This is a genomic window from Janthinobacterium sp. GL_088, from assembly GCF_057837845.1.
Genome location: NZ_CM174453.1, coordinates 2,574,525 through 2,596,830 on the forward strand (window position 1 = coordinate 2,574,525; position 22,306 = coordinate 2,596,830).

General features: G+C 60.7%; 18 protein-coding genes. 5 read left to right on the forward strand and 13 right to left on the reverse strand.

The genetic code is table 11. The annotated features are described in order from the left end of the window. From tagF to AC3IQ7_RS11800, 5 genes are read right to left on the reverse strand one after another with little or no spacing between them, the layout of a single operon-like run. Window positions 1–984: a type VI secretion system-associated protein TagF gene (gene tagF, locus AC3IQ7_RS11780; protein WP_099380629.1), complete on the reverse strand. Its 984-nt coding sequence runs from the start codon at window positions 982–984 to the stop codon at window positions 1–3. Next, window positions 981–4,745 (reverse strand): type VI secretion system membrane subunit TssM, encoded by a 3,765-nt coding sequence (gene tssM / locus AC3IQ7_RS11785; RefSeq protein ID WP_489210433.1) that lies wholly within the window; start codon window positions 4,743–4,745, stop codon window positions 981–983. The genes tagF and tssM overlap by 4 nt, the downstream gene beginning before the upstream one ends. A 53-nt stretch (window positions 4,746–4,798) precedes the next feature. Beyond that, the gene (locus tag AC3IQ7_RS11790; RefSeq protein ID WP_489209680.1) at window positions 4,799–6,235 is read right to left on the reverse strand and encodes a hypothetical protein; all 1,437 of its coding nucleotides are present in this window, start codon (window positions 6,233–6,235) and stop codon (window positions 4,799–4,801) included. A 31-nt stretch (window positions 6,236–6,266) separates the two neighbouring features. After that, complete coding sequence (locus AC3IQ7_RS11795) at window positions 6,267–6,536, reverse strand: PAAR domain-containing protein (RefSeq protein ID WP_099380627.1); 270 nt, start codon at window positions 6,534–6,536, stop codon at window positions 6,267–6,269. A gap of 11 nt (window positions 6,537–6,547) precedes the next feature. Next, complete coding sequence (locus tag AC3IQ7_RS11800) at window positions 6,548–7,390, reverse strand: M15 family metallopeptidase (RefSeq protein WP_489209682.1); 843 nt, start codon at window positions 7,388–7,390, stop codon at window positions 6,548–6,550. Between the two features lie 269 nt (window positions 7,391–7,659). Here AC3IQ7_RS11800 and AC3IQ7_RS11805 point away from each other — a divergent pair, with 269 nt between their 5' ends. Genes AC3IQ7_RS11805 through AC3IQ7_RS11825 form a run of 5 tightly spaced genes read left to right on the forward strand, consistent with a single transcriptional unit; the run spans window position 7,660 to window position 14,541 of the window. Beyond that, window positions 7,660–8,403 carry a hypothetical protein gene (locus AC3IQ7_RS11805; protein WP_489209684.1) on the forward strand — a complete coding sequence of 248 codons (744 nt, stop codon included), beginning with the start codon at window positions 7,660–7,662 and terminating at the stop codon, window positions 8,401–8,403. Beyond that, window positions 8,400–11,297, forward strand: coding sequence for a type VI secretion system Vgr family protein (locus AC3IQ7_RS11810; RefSeq protein ID WP_489209686.1), 2,898 nt, complete (start codon window positions 8,400–8,402; stop codon window positions 11,295–11,297). Before AC3IQ7_RS11805 ends, AC3IQ7_RS11810 begins: the two co-directional genes overlap by 4 nt. Window positions 11,298–11,299: 2 nt before the next feature. Then, window positions 11,300–12,235 carry a DUF4123 domain-containing protein gene (locus tag AC3IQ7_RS11815; protein ID WP_489209688.1) on the forward strand — a complete coding sequence of 312 codons (936 nt, stop codon included), beginning with the start codon at window positions 11,300–11,302 and terminating at the stop codon, window positions 12,233–12,235. Then, window positions 12,232–12,894: a hypothetical protein gene (locus tag AC3IQ7_RS11820; protein WP_489209689.1), complete on the forward strand. Its 663-nt coding sequence runs from the start codon at window positions 12,232–12,234 to the stop codon at window positions 12,892–12,894. The genes AC3IQ7_RS11815 and AC3IQ7_RS11820 overlap by 4 nt, the downstream gene beginning before the upstream one ends. Window positions 12,895–12,897: 3 nt before the next feature. Next, complete coding sequence (locus AC3IQ7_RS11825; RefSeq protein WP_489209691.1) at window positions 12,898–14,541, forward strand: T6SS phospholipase effector Tle1-like catalytic domain-containing protein; 1,644 nt, start codon at window positions 12,898–12,900, stop codon at window positions 14,539–14,541. Between the two features lie 18 nt (window positions 14,542–14,559). On the opposite strand, the gene AC3IQ7_RS11830 is transcribed toward AC3IQ7_RS11825, so the two are convergent. The 8 genes from AC3IQ7_RS11830 to AC3IQ7_RS11865 form a co-directional block, all read right to left on the reverse strand. After that, entirely contained in the window at window positions 14,560–15,663 is a 1,104-nt protein-coding gene (locus tag AC3IQ7_RS11830) for a hypothetical protein (protein ID WP_489209693.1), read from the reverse strand. After that, the gene (locus AC3IQ7_RS11835; RefSeq protein WP_489209695.1) at window positions 15,660–16,496 is read right to left on the reverse strand and encodes a PoNe immunity protein domain-containing protein; all 837 of its coding nucleotides are present in this window, start codon (window positions 16,494–16,496) and stop codon (window positions 15,660–15,662) included. The genes AC3IQ7_RS11830 and AC3IQ7_RS11835 overlap by 4 nt, the downstream gene beginning before the upstream one ends. A gap of 2 nt (window positions 16,497–16,498) precedes the next feature. Next, the gene (locus AC3IQ7_RS11840) at window positions 16,499–17,416 is read right to left on the reverse strand and encodes a PoNe immunity protein domain-containing protein (RefSeq protein WP_489209697.1); all 918 of its coding nucleotides are present in this window, start codon (window positions 17,414–17,416) and stop codon (window positions 16,499–16,501) included. Window position 17,417: 1 nt separating this feature from the next. Further along, a complete protein-coding gene (locus tag AC3IQ7_RS11845) occupies window positions 17,418–18,299 on the reverse strand; it encodes a PoNe immunity protein domain-containing protein (protein WP_489209699.1) in 882 nt (293 codons plus the stop codon). Window positions 18,300–18,389: 90 nt separating this feature from the next. Next, window positions 18,390–19,643 (reverse strand): type VI immunity family protein, encoded by a 1,254-nt coding sequence (locus tag AC3IQ7_RS11850; RefSeq protein WP_489209701.1) that lies wholly within the window; start codon window positions 19,641–19,643, stop codon window positions 18,390–18,392. Window positions 19,644–19,893: 250 nt separating this feature from the next. Next, window positions 19,894–20,919: a PoNe immunity protein domain-containing protein gene (locus AC3IQ7_RS11855; RefSeq protein ID WP_489209703.1), complete on the reverse strand. Its 1,026-nt coding sequence runs from the start codon at window positions 20,917–20,919 to the stop codon at window positions 19,894–19,896. Between the two features lie 137 nt (window positions 20,920–21,056). Beyond that, window positions 21,057–21,215 carry a hypothetical protein gene (locus AC3IQ7_RS11860; RefSeq protein ID WP_489209705.1) on the reverse strand — a complete coding sequence of 53 codons (159 nt, stop codon included), beginning with the start codon at window positions 21,213–21,215 and terminating at the stop codon, window positions 21,057–21,059. Window positions 21,216–21,278: 63 nt separating this feature from the next. Further along, window positions 21,279–22,304 carry a PoNe immunity protein domain-containing protein gene (locus AC3IQ7_RS11865; protein ID WP_489209707.1) on the reverse strand — a complete coding sequence of 342 codons (1,026 nt, stop codon included), beginning with the start codon at window positions 22,302–22,304 and terminating at the stop codon, window positions 21,279–21,281. Between the last annotated feature and the right edge of the window lie 2 nt (window positions 22,305–22,306).

Genomic DNA, 22,306 nt, shown 5'->3' on the forward strand with positions numbered 1-22,306 from the left:
TCAGGTCCCGATGAAGGCGGCACGAAACGTGTCGTGCGCCGATTTGAGTGACAGGTTGGCCTGCGCAAGGTAGCTCGAGGCTTTCTTGATGGCGTAGTCGCTGTTGGCGTGTTCCTCGACCCAGGCCAGGTCGTCGAAGGCGATGTGGTGTTCCAGCGCCGCCTGCGGTTCCATGATGGCGTGCAGGGTCTGCGCCGAGGCGCCGCAAAAGCCCAGCACCAGCGCATGGCGGCCGCGGATGCGGGTGATGAACAGCGCCAGTTCGAAGTCGGCGCGCGCCAGGAACGGGGCGATCAGGTGCATCCAGAAGGCCGCCACCAGGTTGCGGTACAGCGGGTCGGCCGGCAGCGGCAATTCCAGGCTTTTTTCCAGCCGGCTGGAGCTGCTGGCCATGACGGGCTGCAGCAGCATGCCCAGGGCCAGCAGCACCTGGCGCACGGAGCCGCCAAAACCCGTGGGCGCCAGCAGGGCGTCGAGCGCGCCCACCGTCTGCAAGGCGAGGAAATCGTCGAAGGCGGCATCGTAGGCGCTGCCGCGCAAGTCCAGTTCGATGCTGGCGCCCGCGGCGGCGGCCGGCAGCGCGGCGCCGGCCGCTGCACCGCACATCTCGGTGCTCAGGGCATCGAGGCGGTTCCACAGGCGCGACAGCACCAGCGGACTGGTCGGCACGAAGCCGGCCGGCTGCGCCACGTCCATGGCGCCCATCATCAGGAAGGGAAAGCGGCGCGACGAGGCATCGCTGCTGGCGGCGATATGCCCGGCGATGGCGCGGCCGCGACGCGGGCCGATGAAGGCGAAATGCAGCGGCGGCAGCGCATCGTAGGTGAGCTTCCAGCGCGCATCGGCCGTCATCAGTTCCATGGCGTTGGCCAGCCAGTCATCGAGCATCTTCAGCAGGGCCGGGTTGTCGCCGTGCTTGATGAAGTCGCCGCGGCTGGGGATCTTGCCGAAATAGCCGATCTGGGTAACGGTAGGGCGGCTCATGGCGTGTTCCCGGCGATGGCGGTGGCCGTTTCCGGCGCGCCGATGGCGACCGATTCCGGCAGTTTCAGACCACGGAAACCCTGGTTGCCGACGGAGGTGGCGGCCGGCGCGGGCGCGGCCACGATCTTCAGGTTGGCCGTCACGGTGACGCCGCTGTTCTCCCAACTCAGTTCGAATACGCCGCCCTCCTTGCGCGTGCGCCTGGCCGAGTCGATCATCTTCTTCAGGCCGAAATGCCCCGGTTCGTTCAGCAGCACCACGGTGCGCCCTTCCGGCGTGATGGCGCTGATGCGCGAGCCGGGCACGCCCTGCGGGTTGGGCCAGACCATGTGCACCCAGGGCTGCGGCTGGCCGCGCCAGCGCAGCGCCTGGCCATCGATCTCGATCGTATATTCGGTGGCGCCGGGCGCATTCAGTGCCTGCAGGTCGAAGCGCGTCTGCGCTTCGGCGGCGCCGGCCGCCGTGGCCACGCCGTTGGCGCTGAGCGGGGCGACCCAGCCGGGCAGGCTGGCCACCACCGGCGGCGCCAGGGTGATGCCCATCGCGGCCCAGGTCCTGGCGCTGATGGCGTCGCCGCGCCGCACGACCAGCGGGCCGATGGTGGTGTTGAAGAACTTGGCGATGGCGCCTTCCGGACCGAATACCTGGCCGATGTCGGCATTGCTTGCCTCGATGCGCGAGTCGGGCGCGAACGGATATTTCGGCGCCAGGGTTTTCTGGAACGGTTCGAGCACCTGCGCCAGCCAGACCTTGTTGATCTCCGTCTCGGTGGGCTTGACGATGACGGCGAACGTCTGCATCAGCGGGCGCACCAGCAGCGGGCGGATGGCCTGCTTTTGCTGGTCGCTCATGCCGGTCAGCATCTGCTCGTCCACGTACTTGAGCGCGTCGGCCAGCTCCGAGCCGCTGCCATCGAGCGTCTGCTGCATCAGCTGCTTGGCGCCGGGTCCCGTGTCGCCCTGGTTCTTGATCTGGTTGAGGCGCACGCGCAGCTTCGACAGGGCCGCGAGGTAGCCGCGCATGGGCGAGGCTTCCTTGTCGCGTGCCACCACCAGGCGCGCCACGCCGGAAAATTCGCGGCCGACGGGCCCCATCGGCATGGCGCCGCCGACCTGGCCCACCGCCGTGGCGGCGGGCTTCTGGCGCAGCACCGTTTCGCGGAACCAGTCCATCGCCCCGCGCTGGGCGCGCTGCAAGCCCTGGCCCAGCAGCGAAGGGTTGTCCCACGAGGTTTCCTGGTACACCGTCTCGATCAGCTTGTTGAGGGGCGACGCTTGCGGATCGCCGAGGCGGTTCATCGCCTGCGCCGCGTTGTCGAAACCGTTCAATTCGCGGATGCTGACGCCCTGGATGAATTTCTGCCACTCCCTGGCGTAATCGGTCTTGTACAGTTCCACCAGCGCCTTCTGGATCTGTTCCGGGCTGCCTTCCAGGGTCAGGTCATCCTTCGACGCCGTCTTGAGCACCCAGTCGGCGCTTTGCAATTCGCGGTTGGCCGCTTCCTGGAACGCCTGCTGGATGTATTTTTCCCACGCGTCGCGCGTGAAAGTGCCGGGGATGGCGTAGCTGCCCAGCACCAGTTCCTTGTCCTGCTCGCCAACGATGCGCGCCACCGTCATCGACGGGAAGCGCGTGGCGGCGCGCGCCTTCACGTCCGCATACACGCGGTCGCGCGCCGGCATGCCGCGCACCACGCGGCGCAGGCTGTCGCGCGACTGGTCGGCCAGGGCCAGCTTGTTCTCGATCTGCGGCCAGGACGGGTCGTCGATCTGCGTCAGGTAAAACGAGATCAGGCGCTCGGCGCTGCGGATCATCTGTTCGCGCGGCATGTTACCCCGATTGGCGTCGAGCCAACCGCGCCAGTAGCGGGTCAGCTGGTCGTTCAGGTGGCTGGCCTCGGCGCGCGACTTGTCGCCCAGCATCAAGTAGGTTTTCAGGGCATTGTAGGCATCCTCCACATTCGTCGGCGCGGCATCCTTGAAGGGCTGGTTTGCCGCAGTGACTGGCGTACTGGCTGGCGGATTGGCTGTGGTGGCGGCCGTCGTGCCGGTTGACACGGCCGTCAGCGGCTGCAGCCGGTCGGCGCCCGCGTTTACTTCCGCGAGGAACGACTCCAGCGATTGCGCCACCGGCGCGAGCATGACTTCCTTGAGGCCGGAAAAATACTCTTCGCGCAGTTTGCGCTCCAGCAAGTCGCCCTGGTACAGGCCCAGGCTGAGCGCCAGCGGCCGCTTGCTGCGGTACGCTTCCAGCTGCTCGATGCGGTCCTGCATGATTTCCAGGGCCTGGAAGCGCGACTGCAAATCCAGGCGCTGGTCCTGCACCTTGATGGCTTGCTCCAGGTCGGCCTGGACGTTGGCCGCCAGCTGGCGGTTGGCCAGGTAGGACCAGCTCCAGCCGCCCAGCGCCAGGCCGGCCAGCGCGATGGCGGTGAAAAACGTGGCATAGCGCAAGCGCGTCTTGCGCGGGCTGGCGTATTGCGCCACCAGTTCCCGGTCGGCAAAGATCACCTTGCGGAACAGGTTCAGCAGGAAGTAGCCATGCTGGTCCTGGACCTGCACCGCCTTGTGTTCCTGCTGCTGCGGCTTGAGGTCGAAGCGCTGCGCCACCCGTTCCGACGAGGCGGAGACGGAAGCGCCTTCCTGCAGCGCGCTGGTGAAATAGAAACCGCGGAAGACGGGCTTGAACTGGAACGGGTTTTCCTCGAACAGGGTGGCGATGAAGGCGCGCAGCGGCCCCTTCACGGAGCTGAATTCCAGCGGGAAGGTGAACACGCCGGGCGGCATGCGCTCGCGTCCCAGCAGCGACATATTGGCCAGGCTGAGGTCCTTCAGGCCATCGTACAGCTCGTCGAAGCGCTGGTCGAACTGCTCCAGCACGTCCTGCTTCGAGCTGTTGACGCTGTAGGGCAGGGTGGCGCCCCAGACCTTGTCGCGTTCGGCGCGCTCGGCATCCTGGAAAAATTCGCTGAAGCCGGTGATCAGGTCGGCCTTGGTGAATACCACGTACACGGGCGCATGGACTTCCAGCTTCTCCGTCAGTTCCTGCACGCGCTGGCGCAGGTTCTTGGCCAGTTCGATGGCGAATTCAGGCTTGCTGCCGGTCAGCTCGGCAATGCTGACGGCGATGATGATGCCGTTGATCGGCGCGCGCTTGCGGTGCTTTTTCAGCAGGTTGAGGAAACCGAACCATTCGGCGCGGTCTTCATCGTTGATGGCGTAGCGACCGGCCGTGTCGAGCAGGATGCCGTCGGTGGTGAAAAACCAGTCGCAGTTGCGGGTGCCGCCCATGCCTTGCACGATCTTGCTGTCGACAAAAGGAAACTGCAGGCCGGAATTGGCGATCGCCGTGCTCTTGCCGGCGGCGGGATTGCCGATGATCATGTACCACGGCAATTCATATAGCGCGGCATCGCCCGACAATTGTCCCAGCCGCGACGTCTTGATGGTATTGATCGCTTCCAGCATGCGCTTGCGGATGGCTTCGGTTTCCTCGCGCTGCACCGGACCGGCCTTGGACGCGGCGCCGGCCGCCTGCTGCTCCAGCATGCTGTTGAAGCTGGCGCCCTCGCGCCGGCGCCGGCGGCGGCGCAGCCACCACACGATGGCGCCCAGCAGCGCCGCCGCGGTCAGGAAGGGCAGCAGCCGGATGGCCGGCCAGTCGAAAATGACGGCGCAGGCGAACAGCAGCAGGATGGCGGCCGCGATGCCGAGGATGAGCAGGCTGGTGCGTGAAGTCAGGAAGTGCCAGAATCGTTGCATCATAGTTTTATAGTGTGCAAACCGTTAAGGTGCGTGAATGGGGCGTCGCTGTATCAGGTGGTGCTGTGACTGCTTTTTGCGGGGGGACCAATGACGAGGGCGCCGCGCTGGAGTGGATCAAGGTTGCTGAGACATAAGACGTGCGCGCCGTCGTCGGCCGCCGCCTGCCGCGCCATGGCCAATGCGGCCAGCGTCGTGACGGCGCCGCACTGGCCGCATGCGGCGCCGACGCCCAGCACCTGCTCGCCCAGGTCCAGCTGGGGCAGGAGGGCAGCGGCGCATTGCATCAGTTCTAGCATGCGGTTGGCGCGCTGGTCGGTATCGGCACTGACCAGCGCGATGCCGGCCGTCGCCTCGTCGCCTGCCGCCGTCAGCGCCTGCCTGCCCAGGTCCGCCAGCATGTTCTTGTCGGCTGCTCCCCGCTGGCTGGCGCCTTGCGGCAGTTCGCCCGTGGCGGCGCGGTGCAGCAGGACTGGCGCCGGCTCGTCCGGTGGTGCCGTTGCGCCAGGGATGGCCAGCAGCAGGCCGGCCGCGCCTTCGCCGGGAATCTGTCCGTGCGCCTGGCTGGCGCTGAACAGCTGGCCCTGGCTCGCCAGGATATGCACGCGCAGCTCGCCCAGGTGCGAATCGCAGGCCAGCACGATGGACAGGCAGGGCGGCTGCGGCGCCGCCGCGTGCCCGGCAAGCTGGTTCAAGAGGACAAACGGCGCCAGTTGCCGGGTGGCCGGTTCGGTGGGCGGCAGCAACTGCTGCGCTGGCCAGCCCTGCTCGCGCGTCAGTTGGCGCAGCCAGGCGTCGCCGGCCTGGTGCTGGGCGGCGCTCCACGAGGCCGGCATCAGCAGGTGCAGCCGCAGCATGGGCAGCGCGCTGGCCGGCGAGGCCGGTGCGCCTGCGGACAGCGCATGCTGCAGGGCTTCGTCCACCAGTTCGGCCAGCACCACGGCGCCCAGGGCCAACGCGCGCAAGTCTTCCGGATTGAAGGGAAACGGTTCGCTCGCCAGGTCGGCCTGCGGATGCTCGCGCAGCCAGGCGGCCAGCAATTGCTGCTGCAGCTCTTCGTCGATGCCGTCCACCCTGGCACACAGCAGGGGATAGCCATCTTCATCGAGCAGCTGGCTGTCGAGCGCGGGACGGCTTTGGCGTGAGCGCATGGCGGCCAGCAATTCTGACGGCGTGGCGCCGCCCGGCATGCGCAGGCTGGCCGCCACGATATGCAGCGGCACCGGCGCCGCGGGAGGTGTCGCCGCCTCGGCCTGGAGGGGGGCGGCAAGGCCCGGCGCCGCCAGGGCTGGCCCGGCCAGCAGCCTGGCCAGCACTTTTTTACCCAGCCACAGCAGCAATAGCAGGGCCAGCGGCAGTGCCAGCATGGCGGCGGCCAGTTCGCCCGGCGTCGGCATGCGCGTGCTGTCGCGCCAGTAGGCGATGGCGCCCGTCCAGCTCAGCGCAAAGACGGACACGCTCAACAGGCAGCGTCGCAACCAGGGGCGCATCAGCGGGCTCCTCCGCGTATGGGCAGGGCCGTCATGCCTGGTCGATGGTAGCTTGCTGGCTGGCGATCAGCAGCGCCCCACAGCTGGTCTTGTCGCCGTGGCGCGCCACGGGCTTGCCATCGACGATGAAGCCGGGGTCGCCGCTGACGATGGGGCACACGCCATGACCGGGCAGGGGACAGGCAACCTTGTCGCCGACCCGCGCCATGCCGATGCCGCCGCTGTCGCTCACCGCCGATGCTTCCAGCACGGTGCCGCCATGCGATGTCTTGTCGCCTAATCTGATTACCGGACCCGCCATACGCGCTCCCTTCAGTGTTTTTTCATTACGCCGGGCAGGCGCAGTTCGGTATGTCCGAAATCCATCATCTTCCAGCGTCCGCCCCAGGTCATGCCGACCGATTCGGCCACTTCGCCATACAGCTGGTAGCCGCGCATGGCCCACGGATCCTTCTCGGAAATGACCAGCTTGCCATTGCGCAGGAAGGCGCAGTCGGCCGCCAGGCCGTACTGGTGCCAGCTTTGAAAGGCGGCCGCGTTGCTGACGTTGGGGCCCATGCCGGCCAACATGTCTTGCCGCTCGGGGCTGCGGTAGCCTTCCAGCAGCGCCATCTCGTAGCCGTGTTTTTCCTTCATGATCTTGAAGACCAGCAGCAAGCGCTGGGCGTACTCCACATTCAGCAAGGTCCAGTTGCGGCTGGCCGATACCAGCAGCGGGCGCTCCTGGCGCACTTCTTCGGTGGCAAACACCAGCGGCGGCAGGTCGACGGGCGGCACCAGCTGCTCACCCTGCAACAGGCTTGCCACCTGCGTATTCATTTCCCGCGTCGACACATCGTAGGCGCCCAGCATGGATTTGCTGTCGGCCATCAGGGCCAGCAGGGTCGGCAGGCTGATCGCGGCCACGCCCGCGAGACACAGCAGGTAATGACGGCGCAGCAGCTCGGCAGTGCGGGTCCACAGCGTGGCGCATCGCTGTGCCAGGCTGGCCATGCCCGACTGCCGGCGCCTGGTCACGCGCTGCAGGCAGGCCGCCAGGCGCTGCTCCGCGCCGTCGACGGCGTGCAGCACGAAATCGCGCCCGGCCGGGAACAGGATCAGCCAGCTGATCAGGCATGCCAGGATGAAATACAGCGCTACCGCGAGTAGGAACACGCTAACCTCAATCAATAAATGTTTGGCTGCGGGAAACGGTGCTGTCCATCACAGAAAACAGGAAAGCGATGGATATTGCCTAGAAGTATATCTTACAAAACTGATAATTAAGGGGGGCTTTTTTCAATTGTGCGGGGGGGTGCGCACTGTTGATTTTATGGCACGCGTCATGATTTTGTTGAATAGCGTAAAGTCTTGCAAATATTACAGGAGCGCACATTTTGCGAACTCATGACGATAGCCCCCGGCTCCCGGCCCGGCCCAGCCTGTTGACCCAGGCACAGCAGGCGGAGGCCGACCGTAACCGCATCCTGACCACGCTCGAGGGTGGCAGTACCGGCTCGTCCGCCAAGGCCCGGCGTGGCAGCCTGGCGCTGCGCGGGGGCATGGGCGCGGTGGCCGCGCTGCTGCTGTTATTGGCCGCCGGCGTCTGGCTGGGCCAGCGCGGAGAACGGGCTGGCGACGACGCTGCGCCGCTTTCCCTGCCCGTCGCCACCGCCGTACCCGCCGTCGTGGCGGCGCCGCCGGCCGTTGCCAGCATCCATGACGAGGCGCCGCCCGGCGCAGCCGCACCGCAGCAGAGCCTGAGCGAGATGCTCGATGCAGGCGCGACCGCCACAACCGCCACTGCCGCTGCCCGGAACGCGCGTGCCGCGCATCCCGACGATGTGCTGAGCAAGGCGCTGGAAACGCCGTCGCCGCCACCGGCTGCAGCGAAACCGGTGGCCAAGGCGCCCCGTCCGGCAGCCAAAAAGCCAGCGGCGAAAGGGCCTGCTGCCACGCCCGTGCGCCGCGCGGAAGACAGCGATATCGCCCTGCTGTCGGCCCTGCTGGCCCACGCGCAGGCCGCGCCGGCGCCGAAGAAAACCGCGTCCGGCCTGCGGGCCCAGTTGCAGCAATGCGCGGCGCTCAAGCGCGACGCGGCCGTGGCGTGCCGCGCGCGCGCCTGCCAGGGCCATGCCGACAACGCGCAATGCAAGGCCGGACAAGCCGCCGCGAAAGATGGAAAATGAGTGCCGCCAGCGCCGATCAGGTCAACGCTTCCCTGGCTGGTTTCAGCAGCGTGACGCGGCTGTATGAACTGTCGCTGGACGGCGGCGAAGGCGGGACGGCGCAGTGGCTGGTGGAAGCGTTTGTCGCCGACGAACAGTTGCAGACCGTGGGCGCGCGCGACATCATCGTGCTGTCCACGCAGGCGAATGTGGCGCTGGCGCCGTTGCTGGGCAAGCCGGCCGCGTTGCATGCCAGCCTGGCCGATGGCAGCCGCGCTGTCTTCAGCGGCTATATCAGCGCTGCCGCCATGCTGGGCAGTAACGGCGGACTGGCCCGTTTCCGGCTGCGCCTGACGCCGTGGTTATGGCTGTTGAGCCAGGTACGCAACAGCCGCGTCTGGCAAGACAAGAGCGTGATCGAGATCGTCGACAGCGTGTTCCAGGCCTACGCGCCGCAAGCCGACTGGCGCTGGAGCGGCGATACGGGGCCGTTCATGGCCGAGGCGCAGCCGCGCAGCTATTGCTGCCAGTACCGCGAGTCGGACCTGGCCTTCGTCACGCGCCTGCTGGGCGAAGAAGGCCTGGCCTGGCGTTTCGAAGAACACGAGGGAGGCCATTGCCTGGTGCTGTTCGCCGACAGCAGCGCCCTGAGCGCGGTGCCGGAAGATCCCAGCAGCGCGCAAGGCGGCGGCATCCGTTTTCAGGGCGCGCGGGCCATGGAACAGGCCGATTCCATCCAGGCGCTGTGCCGGGCACACGGCTTGCGCACGGCGGTGGCAACCGTGCTCAGCTACGATTACAAGGCCAAGAAAGCCGTCAGCGCCAGCGTGCCGACGCGGCTGGCACCGGGCGGGAAAAGCGCGCCCGCGCTGGAAAGCTATGACACGCCCGGCCAGTATTTTTATGCCAGTGCGGCCCAGGCCGAACGCTATGCCTTGCTGCAGATGCAGGCGATCGAAGCGCGCGGCGAGCGCTGGCAGGCGCGTTCGACCGTGCGCACCTTGCGTGCCGGCACGCGCTTTACCCTGACGCAGGGACCGCTGCAGCAGGACGGCGCCGAGGCGCCGGCGCTGGTGGTGCTGCGCGTGTGCAGCGTGGGCGTGAATAATCTGCCGGCGCCCGCCAGGCAGGGCTTGGCTGAACTGTTCGGCCCCATTCCCGAATTGCTGCAGGAAAGCCTGGCTGGCCAGGCGCTGGCGCCGCGCGATATCGCGCATTTCCAGCAAGTGGTCGCGCAGGCGGCCGAGAGCGGGTATGCCAACCATATTGAAGCGATCGCGGCCGATACGCCATGGCGCCCTGTGCATGACGGCGGCGACGCGCGCCACCACCCGAAACCGACGGCCTGCGGCAGCCAGAGCGCCATCGTCGTCGGCGCCGACGGCGGCACCGGCGCCAGCGGCGGCAGCGAAATCCATTGCGACAAGCTGGGCCGGGTGCGCATCCGTTTCCACTGGCAACTTGACGGCAGCGCCACCTGCTGGGTGCGGGTGGCGCAGCGCTCGGCCGGCGGCGGCATGGGCAGCCAGTTCCTGCCGCGCATCGGCCAGGAAGTGCTGGTGCAATTCCTGGAAAACGATATCGACCGGCCCATCATCGTCGGCGCCCTGTACAACGGGCAAGGCGAGGGCGGCGTCGCGCCCACGCCGGGCGGCATCACGGACAAGCCCGCGGACGCCAGCGTCTTCGAGCCGGCGCGCGACCATGCGCCATCGGCGCAGGGCAACGTGGCCGGCGGCAACAGTCCGCTCTGGCATGGCGCGGCTGGCGGCAGCGCCGGTCACCGCAACGGCGCGGCGCAATGGGGCATCCGCAGCAAGGAATTCGGCGCCGCCGGCTCCGGCTCTGGCTATAACCAGTTGCTGTTCGACGATACCGACCAGCAAGGGCGCATCCAGCTCAAGAGCAGCCATGCGGCAAGCGAACTCAATCTTGGCCACCTGATCCATGCGGCCGATAATTACCGGGGCAGCCTGCGCGGCACGGGCGCCGAGCTGCGCACGGACGCTTACGGCGCCGTGCGGGCCGGTGCCGGCCTGCTCATTTCCAGCTACCTCGTCAACCATGACGCGCAGGCGCGCGATCCGGCCGGCGACAATGCACCGGGCATGGTCTTGCTCAAGCAGGCAGCCAAGCTGGGTGCAACCTTCAGCGCCGCCGCCGTCACGCACAAGACGGTCGCGTATGCCAGCCACCTGGGCCCGGCCAAGGCGAATGCCAGCGTGCTCGACGAAAAGGCGGCGCCCTTGCCGGCGTTCCTGACCAGCGTTTCCGGCATGCTGAGCCAGGAAAATACGGCCGCCGCCAGGCGCGACGCGGCGGGCAAGCCGACCAGTCCCGGCGACGACAAGCTGCCGCACAGCAGCGACGCCATCATCGCCATCGCCGCCCGTGCCGGCCTGGGCGTGCTGGCAGGCCAGGATATCCAGCTGGTCAATGGCGAAACCACCTCCCTGATGAGCGGCCAGGACACCCAGTTCGTCGGCGGCGGCCAGTTGCGCGTGCACAGCGGCCAGGCCATCGGCGCGCTGGCTGGCGTCGTCAAGGCGGGCGAGAACAATATCGGCCTGCAGCTGATCGCCGCCAAACAGGCCATCGACCTGCAGGCGCAGGCCGACGTGCTCAACGTGCAGGCGCGCGAGGAAGTCAATATCGTCAGCGCCGCCGCGCACATCGACTGGGCGGCGGCCAAGAGCATCCGCCTGTCGACGGCGGGCGGCGCGAATATCACGATCGAGGGCGGCAATATCACCGTGCAGTGCCCGGGCAAGATCACGGTGCATGCCGGCAAGAAGAGTTTTGACGGGCCATCCCGTGCAAGCTATCCACTGCCGGTAATGCCTCGCAGTATTTGCAAGGAATGTCTGTTAAATGCGGCCAGGAGCGGCTCGCCCTTTGCCGCGAAGGGGGAATGATCATGCGCGAAAACGATGGCGGGGCCCCCGCGTGTGGTTTGCAGTTGCTTGCGCTGCTAGATAGTCCTGCTCTCGACAAGGGGGAGTCCCTCTACAGCTTGATTGATGGTGCCAAGTTGGATGGTGTGGCCCGTATCCGCTTGCCTGGCGATCACAGCGTTGAGTTGTATTCCCTCTTGGGTGAATTGGCTGAGCCGGACGCCCTGTACGCTGGGCCGATATTGTTGCAGCATATGCAGCGCGAGAAATGTCCCTTGCTCGCCAAATTGCTGTGCACTGCCGGCAGCGCCCATTTTATGTCGCTGATTGTTTCTGGCCAGCCCCTGCAGCAATTGTTAGAACGGCTGACCTGGTTGACAGAGGTGGTGCACGATGACGGTACCGAGTGGATCATGCGCTACTACGATCCGCTTATCCTGCCGCACTGGCTGGACGTGCTGGAAACGGCGCAGCGCAAGACTGCACTCGCAGGCATCACAGGCTGGTTGTACAAGGACGTGCGTGGGGTGCCACAAATTGTACCTGGCGAGGAAAATGAGGCGCCTGCCCCGCCTGGCAGTGAATGCATGCTTTTGACACAACATCAATATCTCGAACTGATGAATAGAGCATCGCCGTACATGCTGATGAAGCAAATGGAGAGCGATGATCCGCAGGCGCTCGATGGTTTGCCTCCGGACCAGCGCTACGACTTTTTTTTTGAACAACTGGGCAGGGCGCAGGCATATGGATTAAGTTCGCCCACAGACTTGAAAAGTTACTGCATGTTGTCGCTCATGTTAGGTGCCGATTTTCATCTGGCCCCACTCGCCGCCATCGCTTTGCAGGCCGAAGGAACGCCGCAGTCCTTCAGTGACCGGATCCTGGCCTGGACTCCTGGGCAATGGGCTGTGCTCGAAGAAGTTTCCGCTTCCAATATGAATGCGATCCCGACATGAAAAAACTGACCTCCATCGTGTTGTGCCTATTTATTTTGACCGCTTGCGATTCCAGGGCGAAGGAAGAACGCTTGCAACAGGAATTAAGCGAGAAAACCTTCACTACCACGTCATATAACTACACGCCGTACGATATTTATTCGATCGCATTCAAGGGCATTTCACTGCCATTCAATGTTGATGAAGCGCCCAGCGGCGGTTCCATTTTTTTTCGCGACGCAAGCGAGGCGGAGATGGACAATGGTGAAAAAGTCAGTTTCAGCAGTGGAAATTGCTGTTTCATCTGGGATAGTCCTGTGGATAAACCGCTGCGCGTGCGCGTGGTCTGGAGCGTGGTTTTCGATACGGCCTACCACGATGGAAAATCGGGTGTCGACTATGACGAACGCACTTCCCGGATGAGTTCTCCTGGAAGCCGCTGGTGTCAGGCCACTGTGGACATCCTGCCCGCCAAAGGGCCTGATCGCCCAACCACCGTGGTTTTGCACTTTCTTGCCGATGGTACGGTTCAGGCACATCTGGGCACATTCAAGACGCAGGCACCGCTTGCTGCCGAGCAGGTAAAACGGCATGCCGCGCGCCTTCCCCAAGGCCAGTTCTGCAGGCAGGAAATCGAGAATCCTTTTTATGGCATACCGCGGACACCGCACAGGGAATAGACCATGAGCAATCCAACGATACGCCGGCTTAGCGACGTCACGAAGAGTGAAAGGCTTGCGCGAGGAATTTATCGCAAGGAACTGGAGAAATGTGCGAAGGAATCGGATTGCCGAAAGCCCGTCTGGATCAGTTGTTTTTTTGACGGGACTGGAAATAATTTCAAAAAAGATGGCAATGGCTCGCTGGCTGCGTCGAATGTAAAGTACAGCAATATTGCGAAATTGGGAAAATTTGCGCATACGGCCGAAGATGAAAAGAACAAGACCTACGCGATATATGCGCCAGGGGTCGGCACGCCGTTTCCAGAGATTCAGGATAGTGGTGATGGAATCGATGGGGCGCTCGGCATGGCATCTGCTGCAAAAGGGCAGGCTCGGATCAGCTGGATGCTGAAGGAGTTCAAGATGCGGGTGGACAAACACATGCCGCATGTAAATCAAATCAATGTTGCAGTGTTTGGCTTCAGTCGGGGGGCAGCCCAGGCGCGGGCCTTTGTGCGTCAGTTGGCAGGACAATGTTATCAGCAAGGAGATGGGCTGATCTGGACAAAAAGTGGCGGATTTATTCAGCCGCGTCTGGTGATTTACTTCCTCGGCATTTTTGATACCGTGGCCTCGGTGGGATTTGGCGGCAGTCGTCTTGAGTCTGATCTCAAATATTACCTGGGACCTGTGTGGGGGGGCGTGATGTATCTGGCAGACGAGGGCGGCCATGCGGAATGGGCCGCCGATCTGCGTATTCCACCATACGTGCGCTTCTGCGAACATTATGTCGCAGCGCATGAAGTGCGGGAGAAATTTCCATCCGATTCTATTCGAATCGATCAGGCCACTGACTCAAACTGCCGGGAAACCCTTTATCCCGGGGCACACTCCGACGTGGGCGGCGGTTATGACGACATGAATCAGGAAGGACGCTCAAACGAGTTGTCGCGCATTCCGCTGTGCAATATGTATCTGTCGGCATATGCGGCGGGGGTGCCGTTCAAGTCTCCCGAAGAGGTTCTTCAGGATTATGGCTCGCTGTTTAACATCAGCAGCGAATTGCAGGGATGCTTCGACACCTACATGAAGCACGTCAGCGCAGACAAGCGGCTCGAGAAACAAGTCATCAGCCACATGAACAATTACTATCATTGGCGCTGGGGGCGCACGGAACGCCAGCGCGCGGCGCGCAAAGAACGCGAAGCCATCATCGCAAAGGGGCAGTCCGTCATGTATGCCACGCCGGATAAATACATGACCACGACGGACAGCGAATGGGAACGCGACGTGCAGAATATCGCAGAAAAGAAAACAGGCTTTTTTCGTAGTGCCACGGAACCGCTGGAAGACGCGATCTACGATGCCTGGAAAGGCAAGCTCCGAAAGTCGATGTCGGTTGCGGAGCGGACTTTATTTGACAAATTCTTCGATCGTTATGTGCATGATTCTGTTGCGGGATTCAAGAATCAGATGACTGACGCCAGTATCGGCTTTGTTGAAGCCAGTCGCTGGTCCCGAAACCGGCAGTACTTCATGGGGAAACGAGGCAAGAAATATCTTTACTGGCGATATGAGGGTTCAAAACCGGAATGGGGCGGCGTAAAAGAGGCGATGCTGGTGCCGAAAGAAGCGTCGGCAGGTGGCAATACGGCGATAGCCTAGCAGAAACGGGCTTGGCCGCTATCTGGCGCGGACCGCCGCCCTGGCTTGCTTGTCGCACTCGCGTACGGCCGCTTTGCATGCGGAAAACGCTTCCAGATAGGTCACGGCGCTCTGCCGCTCTGCGACCTGTTCTGCCACCTGCTGCGTGAGCTGCAACGGTGTCGTCGCGGGCATTTTCTCCAGCTTTCTGGTGATGTCTTGTAGCGAATTTTTTTGACGCGCCAGTTCCGCGGCCAGCACGGCCTTGCGCTCGGCGGCGGGCAGGGCCGGATACAGCCTGCCATTGCCAGCCTCGACACTGCCATCGGCCGACATCGACAGCGACGCGTGCGGGGCGCGAAATTCCAGCGCCAGCTTGCCATCGGCTTGCACGATGACCAGCAGTTCCTCGGTGGCGGTGCCGGCCGGCAGCGGCAAGGTGCCCGTTTCCGGCTTGCCGTCCGGCAGCCAGCGGTATTCGATGTTGACCTGCACCGGTTTGTGCGGCGTGGCCGGCAGGTAGAAACAGCAATTGGCGGCGCTGCTCATGTAAGGGTTCAGGGGATCGGTATCGACGGCGTTGGCAGGATTGCCGGCATCGCTGACGCCGACCTGGATGGAGCGGGCGCTGTAGTTCAAGGTGCTGACCGCTATCTTTGCCTCATCGGCCCCGGGCCGGTAGTCATGCTGGCCGCGCTCGCTCCGTTCGGCATGGCCTGCTAGCAGCGGACGGCGCTGCATGGATTTGATGCCGATGGCAAAGATATGGCTCAGGTAGCCGGTATCCGAGCGGCCGTCGCGCGAATAACTTCCGCCGGGCGTGTAGTAGAGGTAGCCGATGTCCTCTATCGCCAGGGCGCGCACCTTGCCGTCCTGAGGGAATAATGCTTCCGCCAGGTAGTCGTCCCTGGCGCCCATGACCTTGGCGGAGAGCACGCCGGCCCATGCCCGTTCGCCCGCGAAACGGGGAAAGACGTTGAATTCGCCATCGATGAAGGGTTTGATTTTCAGCACATCCTGTGTCATGCCCGTGACGGGATCGATGACGGAGTAAATCCCTGGGAAGGGGCCGTCGGCGGCGTGCGCAAGCGCGGGCATGGCGAAAATGAGACAGGCTGCCATCACGGCGGGTTTGTTGCTCATGCTGGATCCAATCGCATGGAGGGTGGCTGACGCTGGAATGCCACCAGGTCGGCGGGATAGAATGCGGCATCGCGATAGCTGCTGTCGTCGATATCGAGCAGGCAGGTAATGGCTGCCGCTTCCCATGACCAGTAGCCTGAAAATGACGTGTCGCGCGCGTGGCTGTCATGGTAGGGTTCGCGGCGGCTGGCGTCATACCATTTTGCCAGGTAGTCCCGCATCAATGCCGGACGCTCTTGTTTTTCTGCCGCAAATATCTTGAGCGTCTTGAAATAGGGTTGGCGGCGCGTGCATGTTGGCCATGCGGTGTCCCTGCCATCGACGGAAGAGGCCAGCAGGCGTTCGACCAGCCCATCTTTTTCATGGTTGTTGAAATCGATGACAGGCGCCAGGCGGGGCAGCAAATTGCCCCAACCCAGGAGAATGCCAAGGCAGATCATCCGGTTGACCTGCTCGTAGCCGTCACCGGGCAGGGCGAAGTGGGGAAATCCCTGTTCCGCGGCGCTGGCCTGCACGTCAAAGGCCCTGTCATAGTTGGCAAACTCTTCCCAGTATTCGAGTATCGTGGGGTACAGCGCGCGCAGATCGGCTGTCGTATGGCCGGCGCTGTAAGCCAGGCTGAGCAGGTCGATGCCATCCCACGCCCGCTGGCGCGTGGCCGTCATGAAGTTTTCTGGCGGGATATTTTGCAGTACTTCAGCAGGCTGTTGCAAGCCTGCCTCCACCATGTCGAAGCACTCGTCCTGGCTGTCTTTGCTTTCAAGATAAATCGCGTAGGACAGCAGCGGTTCCCTGCGCCTGGCTAAAAAAGTGTGTTCGTCCAGAGTCTGCATGTTTACTCCCGGAAATCCGTGTCATGGCAGGGCTGTTTGCTTTCGACATGTCCGACCTCGCCCGACGCATTCATATCTCTGCTGGTATAACGGTTTTCCTCGCGCAGTGCACGCCCATACGCAACGAGATCTGTCGGGTAGGCGAAATGATCGATACCGCTGTCATCGAGGTCAAACACAAAGGCCATTGCACCCGCTTCAAATGCCCAGTAACCGTAATAGGGAGCGTAGCCTTCGTCGCTAATGCGCAGATGGCCGTTGTACCAGCGTGGATGATCCTTCATGGCAGGGTACCACTGCGTCAAATACTTTTTGATGAGCGTTTGTGCCGCATACTCGTCGTTTTCATATACCGTCTGCAACAAAGTGTCGTATGGCTGGCCCAGTATGCAGGTATCGAGGGTCATTTCATCGTCCACATACGCGCCAATCAGCTGTTCGAACAGGCCGTCCTGTCCTCGATGACTGCGAAATATGCGGATGATGCGCATGACCGAGCGCTGATCGCGCAGTAATATGGCGACACTTAGTAATTGCAGCGTATCTTCATAATCGGAAAGGTCGCCGAAATTTGGCGCCGCCCTGTATTTGTATGGGCCATACTCGGGGTATTGCGACAACATTTTCTTTTGTTGATGTTGATCGGCTTCGTTCCATTCCGAAAACCTGTCCACGATATCGGACAGCCGTGGCGCAAGTTCCTCGATTGGCACGCCAGCGGTGTAATCCAGCATCCAGATCCATAAATTTTCCAGATATAGGAAATAGCAAGCCAAACCGGTGTCTCCAGCGCATTCAGCTAATTCCTTGTTTCTTAGCTGAACTTGTAGCAGCGCACGTGAATTCCCCAGGGTTTTTTCATATAACGGCCGACAAAGAAATTGTTGGCGGCGGCGATCATCGAATGGTGGATTTTTCATTTTATTCGCCGCGCTCTCGTTTGGCCGATGGTTTCATCTCCACGCTGGTGTGGCGGCTCTCTTTCCGTAGCTGGCGCGCATAATCGACCAGGTCTTTGGGGTAGACCAGATGGTCGATCTGGCTGTCGTCCAGGTCGAGTATAAAGACGGTCGCACCCGCTTCAAAGGCCCAGTAACCGTAATACGCGGCATAGCCTTCCTCGTTGATGTTGAGATGCTCATCGTACCAGCGCGGATGATTTTTCAAGGCCGGATACCACTGCTTCAGGTATTTTTGAAGCAGGATCAAGCTAGCTTTCTCATCTTCCTCATGGAATACTTGCAGCAGCGTGTCGTAGGGTTTGCTGATAATGCAGGTGTCCAGGTCTCGACTGTCCTCGACATATGCGCCAATCAATTGCTCGAACAGCCCATCGTGGCCACGGTGGCTGCGCAGTACGTGGATGATGCGTCGCACCGAACACTGATCGCGTAGCAGGATGGCGATGCTGAGCAGTTGAAGCGTGTCTTCATAATCGGAAAGGATGGAAAACTGTGGCGCTCCCTCGTATTCGTATGGCCCGTACTCTGGGAGTTCAATCGCCGCTTCCTGCTGATAGAGTTGATCCACCTCGTTCCATTCTTCAAATTTATCTACGATACCCGCGATGCGGGGCGCCAGTGCCTCGATCGGCTCGCCAGCGGTGTAGTCGAGCATCCAGACCCAGAATTCTTCTAAATACAAAAAATGATGGACGGAAGCATTTCCCTGCATTGAGTCGGTTATTCTTTTATTTTCGAGTTCAACATCTATTATCGCGAGTTGATTTTTTCTTGTCTCCCTGTAGAGCTCCTCGTGAAGGAATTGCTGGCGGCGGCGCTGGTGAAATGGTAAATCTTCCATGCCTATAAACCTCTTTTCTTGCGTAAATTGTATTCGTATCAAAGAAGGTGCGCACGTGCTGGAATCGTAATGCCACATGCCTTTACGTTCTTAAGAAAATATAAAACGCCATACCGTCAAGCCATAGGCAGAATCCAGATTGCTCATGATCTCGCCTTGTTCAAATCGCCGGATTTGCGGGGGAATGTCCAGCGCTTGCCACTGTCCAGCCTGCGGGCAGGCCTCGCCGGCGTAGGCGCGCAATTCCAAAGGCTCCTGCGCTGACGTGGCGACATCCGGGCCGCCGTTATTTTGGCGCTGACGCAGTTCGGCGCTGGGCCAGTCGCTGTCGGCGTCGAAGCGCCGCATCCAGCGCAGCGAGTCGGCATCGTTGAAGCGTTCGTTGGGATCGCCGTCCCATTGGGCGCCACTTAGCAGGCCCATATGATCATGGCGTATCGGTTTGAGTAATTTGTTTAGTAATACGGGCAGCGCCGGGATACCGTCTTCGACCGGGTAAAGCGACGGTTCGTCGCCTAATTCAATCCACAGCCCCGTGCTGAGTTCTTCTATTTTGATGTTCGGATGATTGAGGCTGAGCTTGACCTGGTTGCGGGTGATATCCAGTTTCTCGCGCCAGGTGTCCGACAGCAGAAAGCCCCACGTGGGGGGGCGGATACCTATCGCCAATTCACCGTGCATGCCGAGAAAGTCATCGATATCAAGCCCGTAGAAATGGGATGTCAGGGAGCGTTCCCAAACAGAGACTTCCGAACGGGAGCCATACGCCAACGGCGTCGCCATGGCAAAGCCGCTGTATACCTGCGCAGCATCAAGGATTTCAGCCGTTTGAAGGACAAATTTTCTCCAGGCGTCTTTATTCTCTAGCCACCATGACCAACGATAGTAAAATTGAATCGATGAATAGGTTCTGTTTGATGGCACCGCGTTGTCGTTCATATAATCCCGAACTTTCCAAAAGTATCCTGCCGTCGCAGGAGAGGAAATATGATTTTTTTGATCTGTAAAATTGAAGGCGAAATAGTCTTCTTTTTTTGTTTTTCGGGCAAATTCACGCAGATCTGGCAAACGCTTTGAGCCGTAAGGGTGAGGACGTTCCGAATCGGGATGCGTGCCAATAAGATAGGGATTTCCCGTCAGGCGCTCAAATTTCTCATGTATATCCACCATCAGTAATGATGTATCAAGATGATGCTTGCTGTCGTAGAGAAAATAAAAGCTGACGAAAGGGCTGACATTATGTGTGATCTGGTCATTTCCATAAGATGAATTCGGCCACTCCTTGAGATCGGAAGCAAATCCTTCGATATCGTCATTGCCAAGAAAACTGTGTGCTGCACTCATCTTTTCTCCTCTCACCGGGTTGTTTCTTTATGCCTTCAGAAAACGCCACACCTTCAAGCCATAGGCAGAATCCAGATTGCTCATGATCTCGCCTTGTTCCAATCTGCGGGTTTGCGGCGGAATGTCCAGCGCTTGCTACTCGCCGGTCTGCGGGCAGGCCTCGCCAGAATAGGAGCGTAATTCCAATGGCTCCTGCGCTGACGCAGCTCGGCGCTGGGCCAGCCGCTGGCTGTGCAAGATGGAAAATTGGCTATTGTTCTTCACTCCAATGCCAGATGGTTTCACCGTATGCCGCATCATCAAAAACAGGCATGACTTGGCCTTGCTCAAAATGGCTACGGCTGTGTAATTTTGCTGGGGTTTCCCAGAAGCCAGTTTGGGGGCAGGGTTGCCCGCCCTCGACACGTCCCTTGCGCATTAGCGGTTCTGTGGCCAGGCTGGTGTAGCGGCCATCTTTCCGTAGCTGGCGTGCATAATCGACCAGGTCCTTGGGATAAACCAGATGGTCGATTTGGCTGTCGTCCAGGTCGAGTAAAAAAACCGTCGCACCCGCTTCATATGCCCAGTAACCGTAATAGGGCGCGTAGCCTTCATCCCGGATTCTCAGATGCCCGTCGTACCAGCGGGGATGATTTTTCATCGCTGGATACCACTGTTTCAGGTATTTTTGGAGCAGGTCGAGCGTGGCCCTCTCATCTTCCTTATAGAACACTTGCAGCAGGGTGTCATAGGGCTTGCCGAGGATACAGGTGCCAAGCGCTTGCCCATCCTCCACATACCCGTCAATCAATTGTTCGAACAGGCCATCACGGCCACGGTGGCTGCGTAGCATGTAGATGATGCGTTTAACCGAATGATGATCGCGCAGCAGGATGGCAATGCTGAGTAGTTGTAGTGTGTCCTGATAGTCGGAAAGGACGGAAAACTCCGGTGCTCCCACATATTCGTACGGCCCAAACTCTGGAAGCTCAATTGCCGTTTCCTGTTGATAGAGTTGATCGACCGCATTCCATTCTTCAAATTTATCGACGATGCCTGCGATGCGCGGCGCTAGCGCATTGATTGGTTCGCCTGCCGTATAGTCGAGCATCCAGATCCAGAGTTTTTCCAAATACAAGAATTGATGAATCGCAGAATTTTGTTGCATCGTTTTAGTAATTTTTCTATTTTCAATTCCTCCTCCAATTAGCGACAATTGATTCAATCGCGTTTTATTGTAAAGTTCTTCATAGAGAAATTGCTGTCTGCGTCGGTGATGAAAGGATAAATCTTCCATGTCTACGTGCTTTTTTCTTGGGTAAATTGTATTTTTGTCAAAGAAAATATGCGCGAGCTGGAACCGCAATGCATGATTGCCTTTCCCGGTCGAGCATCAGGCTGATGGTCTCGAACATCAGTACAGTGGCTGTTTCTTCATGCTTTCAGGAAGCGCCACACCGTCAAGCCATAGGCAGAATCCAGATTGCTCATGATCTTGCCTTGTTCAAATCTGCGGGTTGGCGGCGGAATATCGAGCGCTTGCCACTTACCGGTCTGTGGGCATGCCTCGCCGGCGTAGGCGCGCAATTCCAAAGGCTCCTGCGCTGGCGCAGCTCGACGCGGGGCCAGCCGCTGGCTGTGCAAGATGGAATTTGGCTATTGTTCTTCACTCCAATGCCAGATGGTTTCACCGTATGCCGCATCATCAAAAACAGGCATGACTTGGCCTTGCTCAAAATGGCTACGGCTGTGTAACTTTGCCGGGGTTTCCCAGAAGCCAGATTGAGGGCAGGGCTGGCCACCGTCGACGCGTCCCTTGCGCATCAGTGGTTCTGTTTCCTGACTGGTAAAGCGGCCTTCTTCCCATAACTGTCGTGCATAATCGACCAGGTCTTTGGGGTAGACCAGATGGTCGATCTGGCTGTCGTCCAGGTCGAGTATAAAGACGGTCGCCCCTGCTTCGAATGCCCAGTAGCCGTAATAGGCGGCATAGCCTTCCCCGTTGATGTTGAGATGCTCATCGTACCAGCGTGGATGATTTTTCATGGCCGGATACCACTGTTTCAAATACTTCTGGAGCAGGGCTAAGGCAGCGTTGTCGTCTTCTTCATAGAATACTTGCAGCAGGGTGTTGTAGGGCTTGCTGATAATGCAGGTGTCCAGGTCTTGACTGTCCTCGACATATGCGCCAATCAATTGCTCGAACAGCCCATCGCGGCCACGGTGGCTGCGCAGTACGTGAATAATACGTCGCACCGAACGCTGATCGCGCAGCAGGATGGCGATGCTGAGCAGTTGTAGTGTGTCCTCATAGTCGGAAAGGGTGGAAAACTGCGGCGCACCCTGGTATTCATATGGCCCATCTTCTGGAAAATCGAGCGCCAATTCCCGCTGATAGAGTTGATCCACCTCGTTCCATTCTTCAAATTTATCCACGATGTCTGCAATGCGCGGCGCCAGTGCATCAATTGGCTCACCTGCCGTATAGTCGAGTATCCATATCCAGAACGTTTCCAAATACAAAAACTGGTAAATAACAGTTTGACTTTGCGTTGAGTCGGCCACTTTTTTATTGGCAAGTTGGCCTTCAATCAGTGAGAGTTGATTTTTTCTGGTTTTAGTATAAAGCTCCTCATAAAGGAATTGTTGGCGTCGGCGCTCATGAAATTCTGGAATTTTCATTT

Bases quoted from the DNA above. Each gene is read 5' to 3' on its own strand.
- tagF (WP_099380629.1), bottom strand. From the start codon at position 984: ATGAGCCGCCCTACCGTTACCCAGATCGGCTATTTCGGCAAGATCCCC.
- tssM (WP_489210433.1), bottom strand. From the start codon at position 4,745: ATGCAACGATTCTGGCACTTCCTGACTTCACGCACCAGCCTGCTCATC.
- AC3IQ7_RS11790 (WP_489209680.1), bottom strand. From the start codon at position 6,235: ATGCGCCCCTGGTTGCGACGCTGCCTGTTGAGCGTGTCCGTCTTTGCG.
- AC3IQ7_RS11795 (WP_099380627.1), bottom strand. From the start codon at position 6,536: ATGGCGGGTCCGGTAATCAGATTAGGCGACAAGACATCGCATGGCGGC.
- AC3IQ7_RS11810 (WP_489209686.1), top strand. From the start codon at position 8,400: ATGAGTGCCGCCAGCGCCGATCAGGTCAACGCTTCCCTGGCTGGTTTC.
- AC3IQ7_RS11815 (WP_489209688.1), top strand. From the start codon at position 11,300: ATGCGCGAAAACGATGGCGGGGCCCCCGCGTGTGGTTTGCAGTTGCTT.
- AC3IQ7_RS11820 (WP_489209689.1), top strand. From the start codon at position 12,232: ATGAAAAAACTGACCTCCATCGTGTTGTGCCTATTTATTTTGACCGCT.
- AC3IQ7_RS11825 (WP_489209691.1), top strand. From the start codon at position 12,898: ATGAGCAATCCAACGATACGCCGGCTTAGCGACGTCACGAAGAGTGAA.
- AC3IQ7_RS11830 (WP_489209693.1), bottom strand. From the start codon at position 15,663: ATGAGCAACAAACCCGCCGTGATGGCAGCCTGTCTCATTTTCGCCATG.
- AC3IQ7_RS11835 (WP_489209695.1), bottom strand. From the start codon at position 16,496: ATGCAGACTCTGGACGAACACACTTTTTTAGCCAGGCGCAGGGAACCG.
- AC3IQ7_RS11840 (WP_489209697.1), bottom strand. From the start codon at position 17,416: ATGAAAAATCCACCATTCGATGATCGCCGCCGCCAACAATTTCTTTGT.
- AC3IQ7_RS11845 (WP_489209699.1), bottom strand. From the start codon at position 18,299: ATGGAAGATTTACCATTTCACCAGCGCCGCCGCCAGCAATTCCTTCAC.
- AC3IQ7_RS11850 (WP_489209701.1), bottom strand. From the start codon at position 19,643: ATGAGTGCAGCACACAGTTTTCTTGGCAATGACGATATCGAAGGATTT.
- AC3IQ7_RS11855 (WP_489209703.1), bottom strand. From the start codon at position 20,919: ATGGAAGATTTATCCTTTCATCACCGACGCAGACAGCAATTTCTCTAT.
- AC3IQ7_RS11865 (WP_489209707.1), bottom strand. From the start codon at position 22,304: ATGAAAATTCCAGAATTTCATGAGCGCCGACGCCAACAATTCCTTTAT.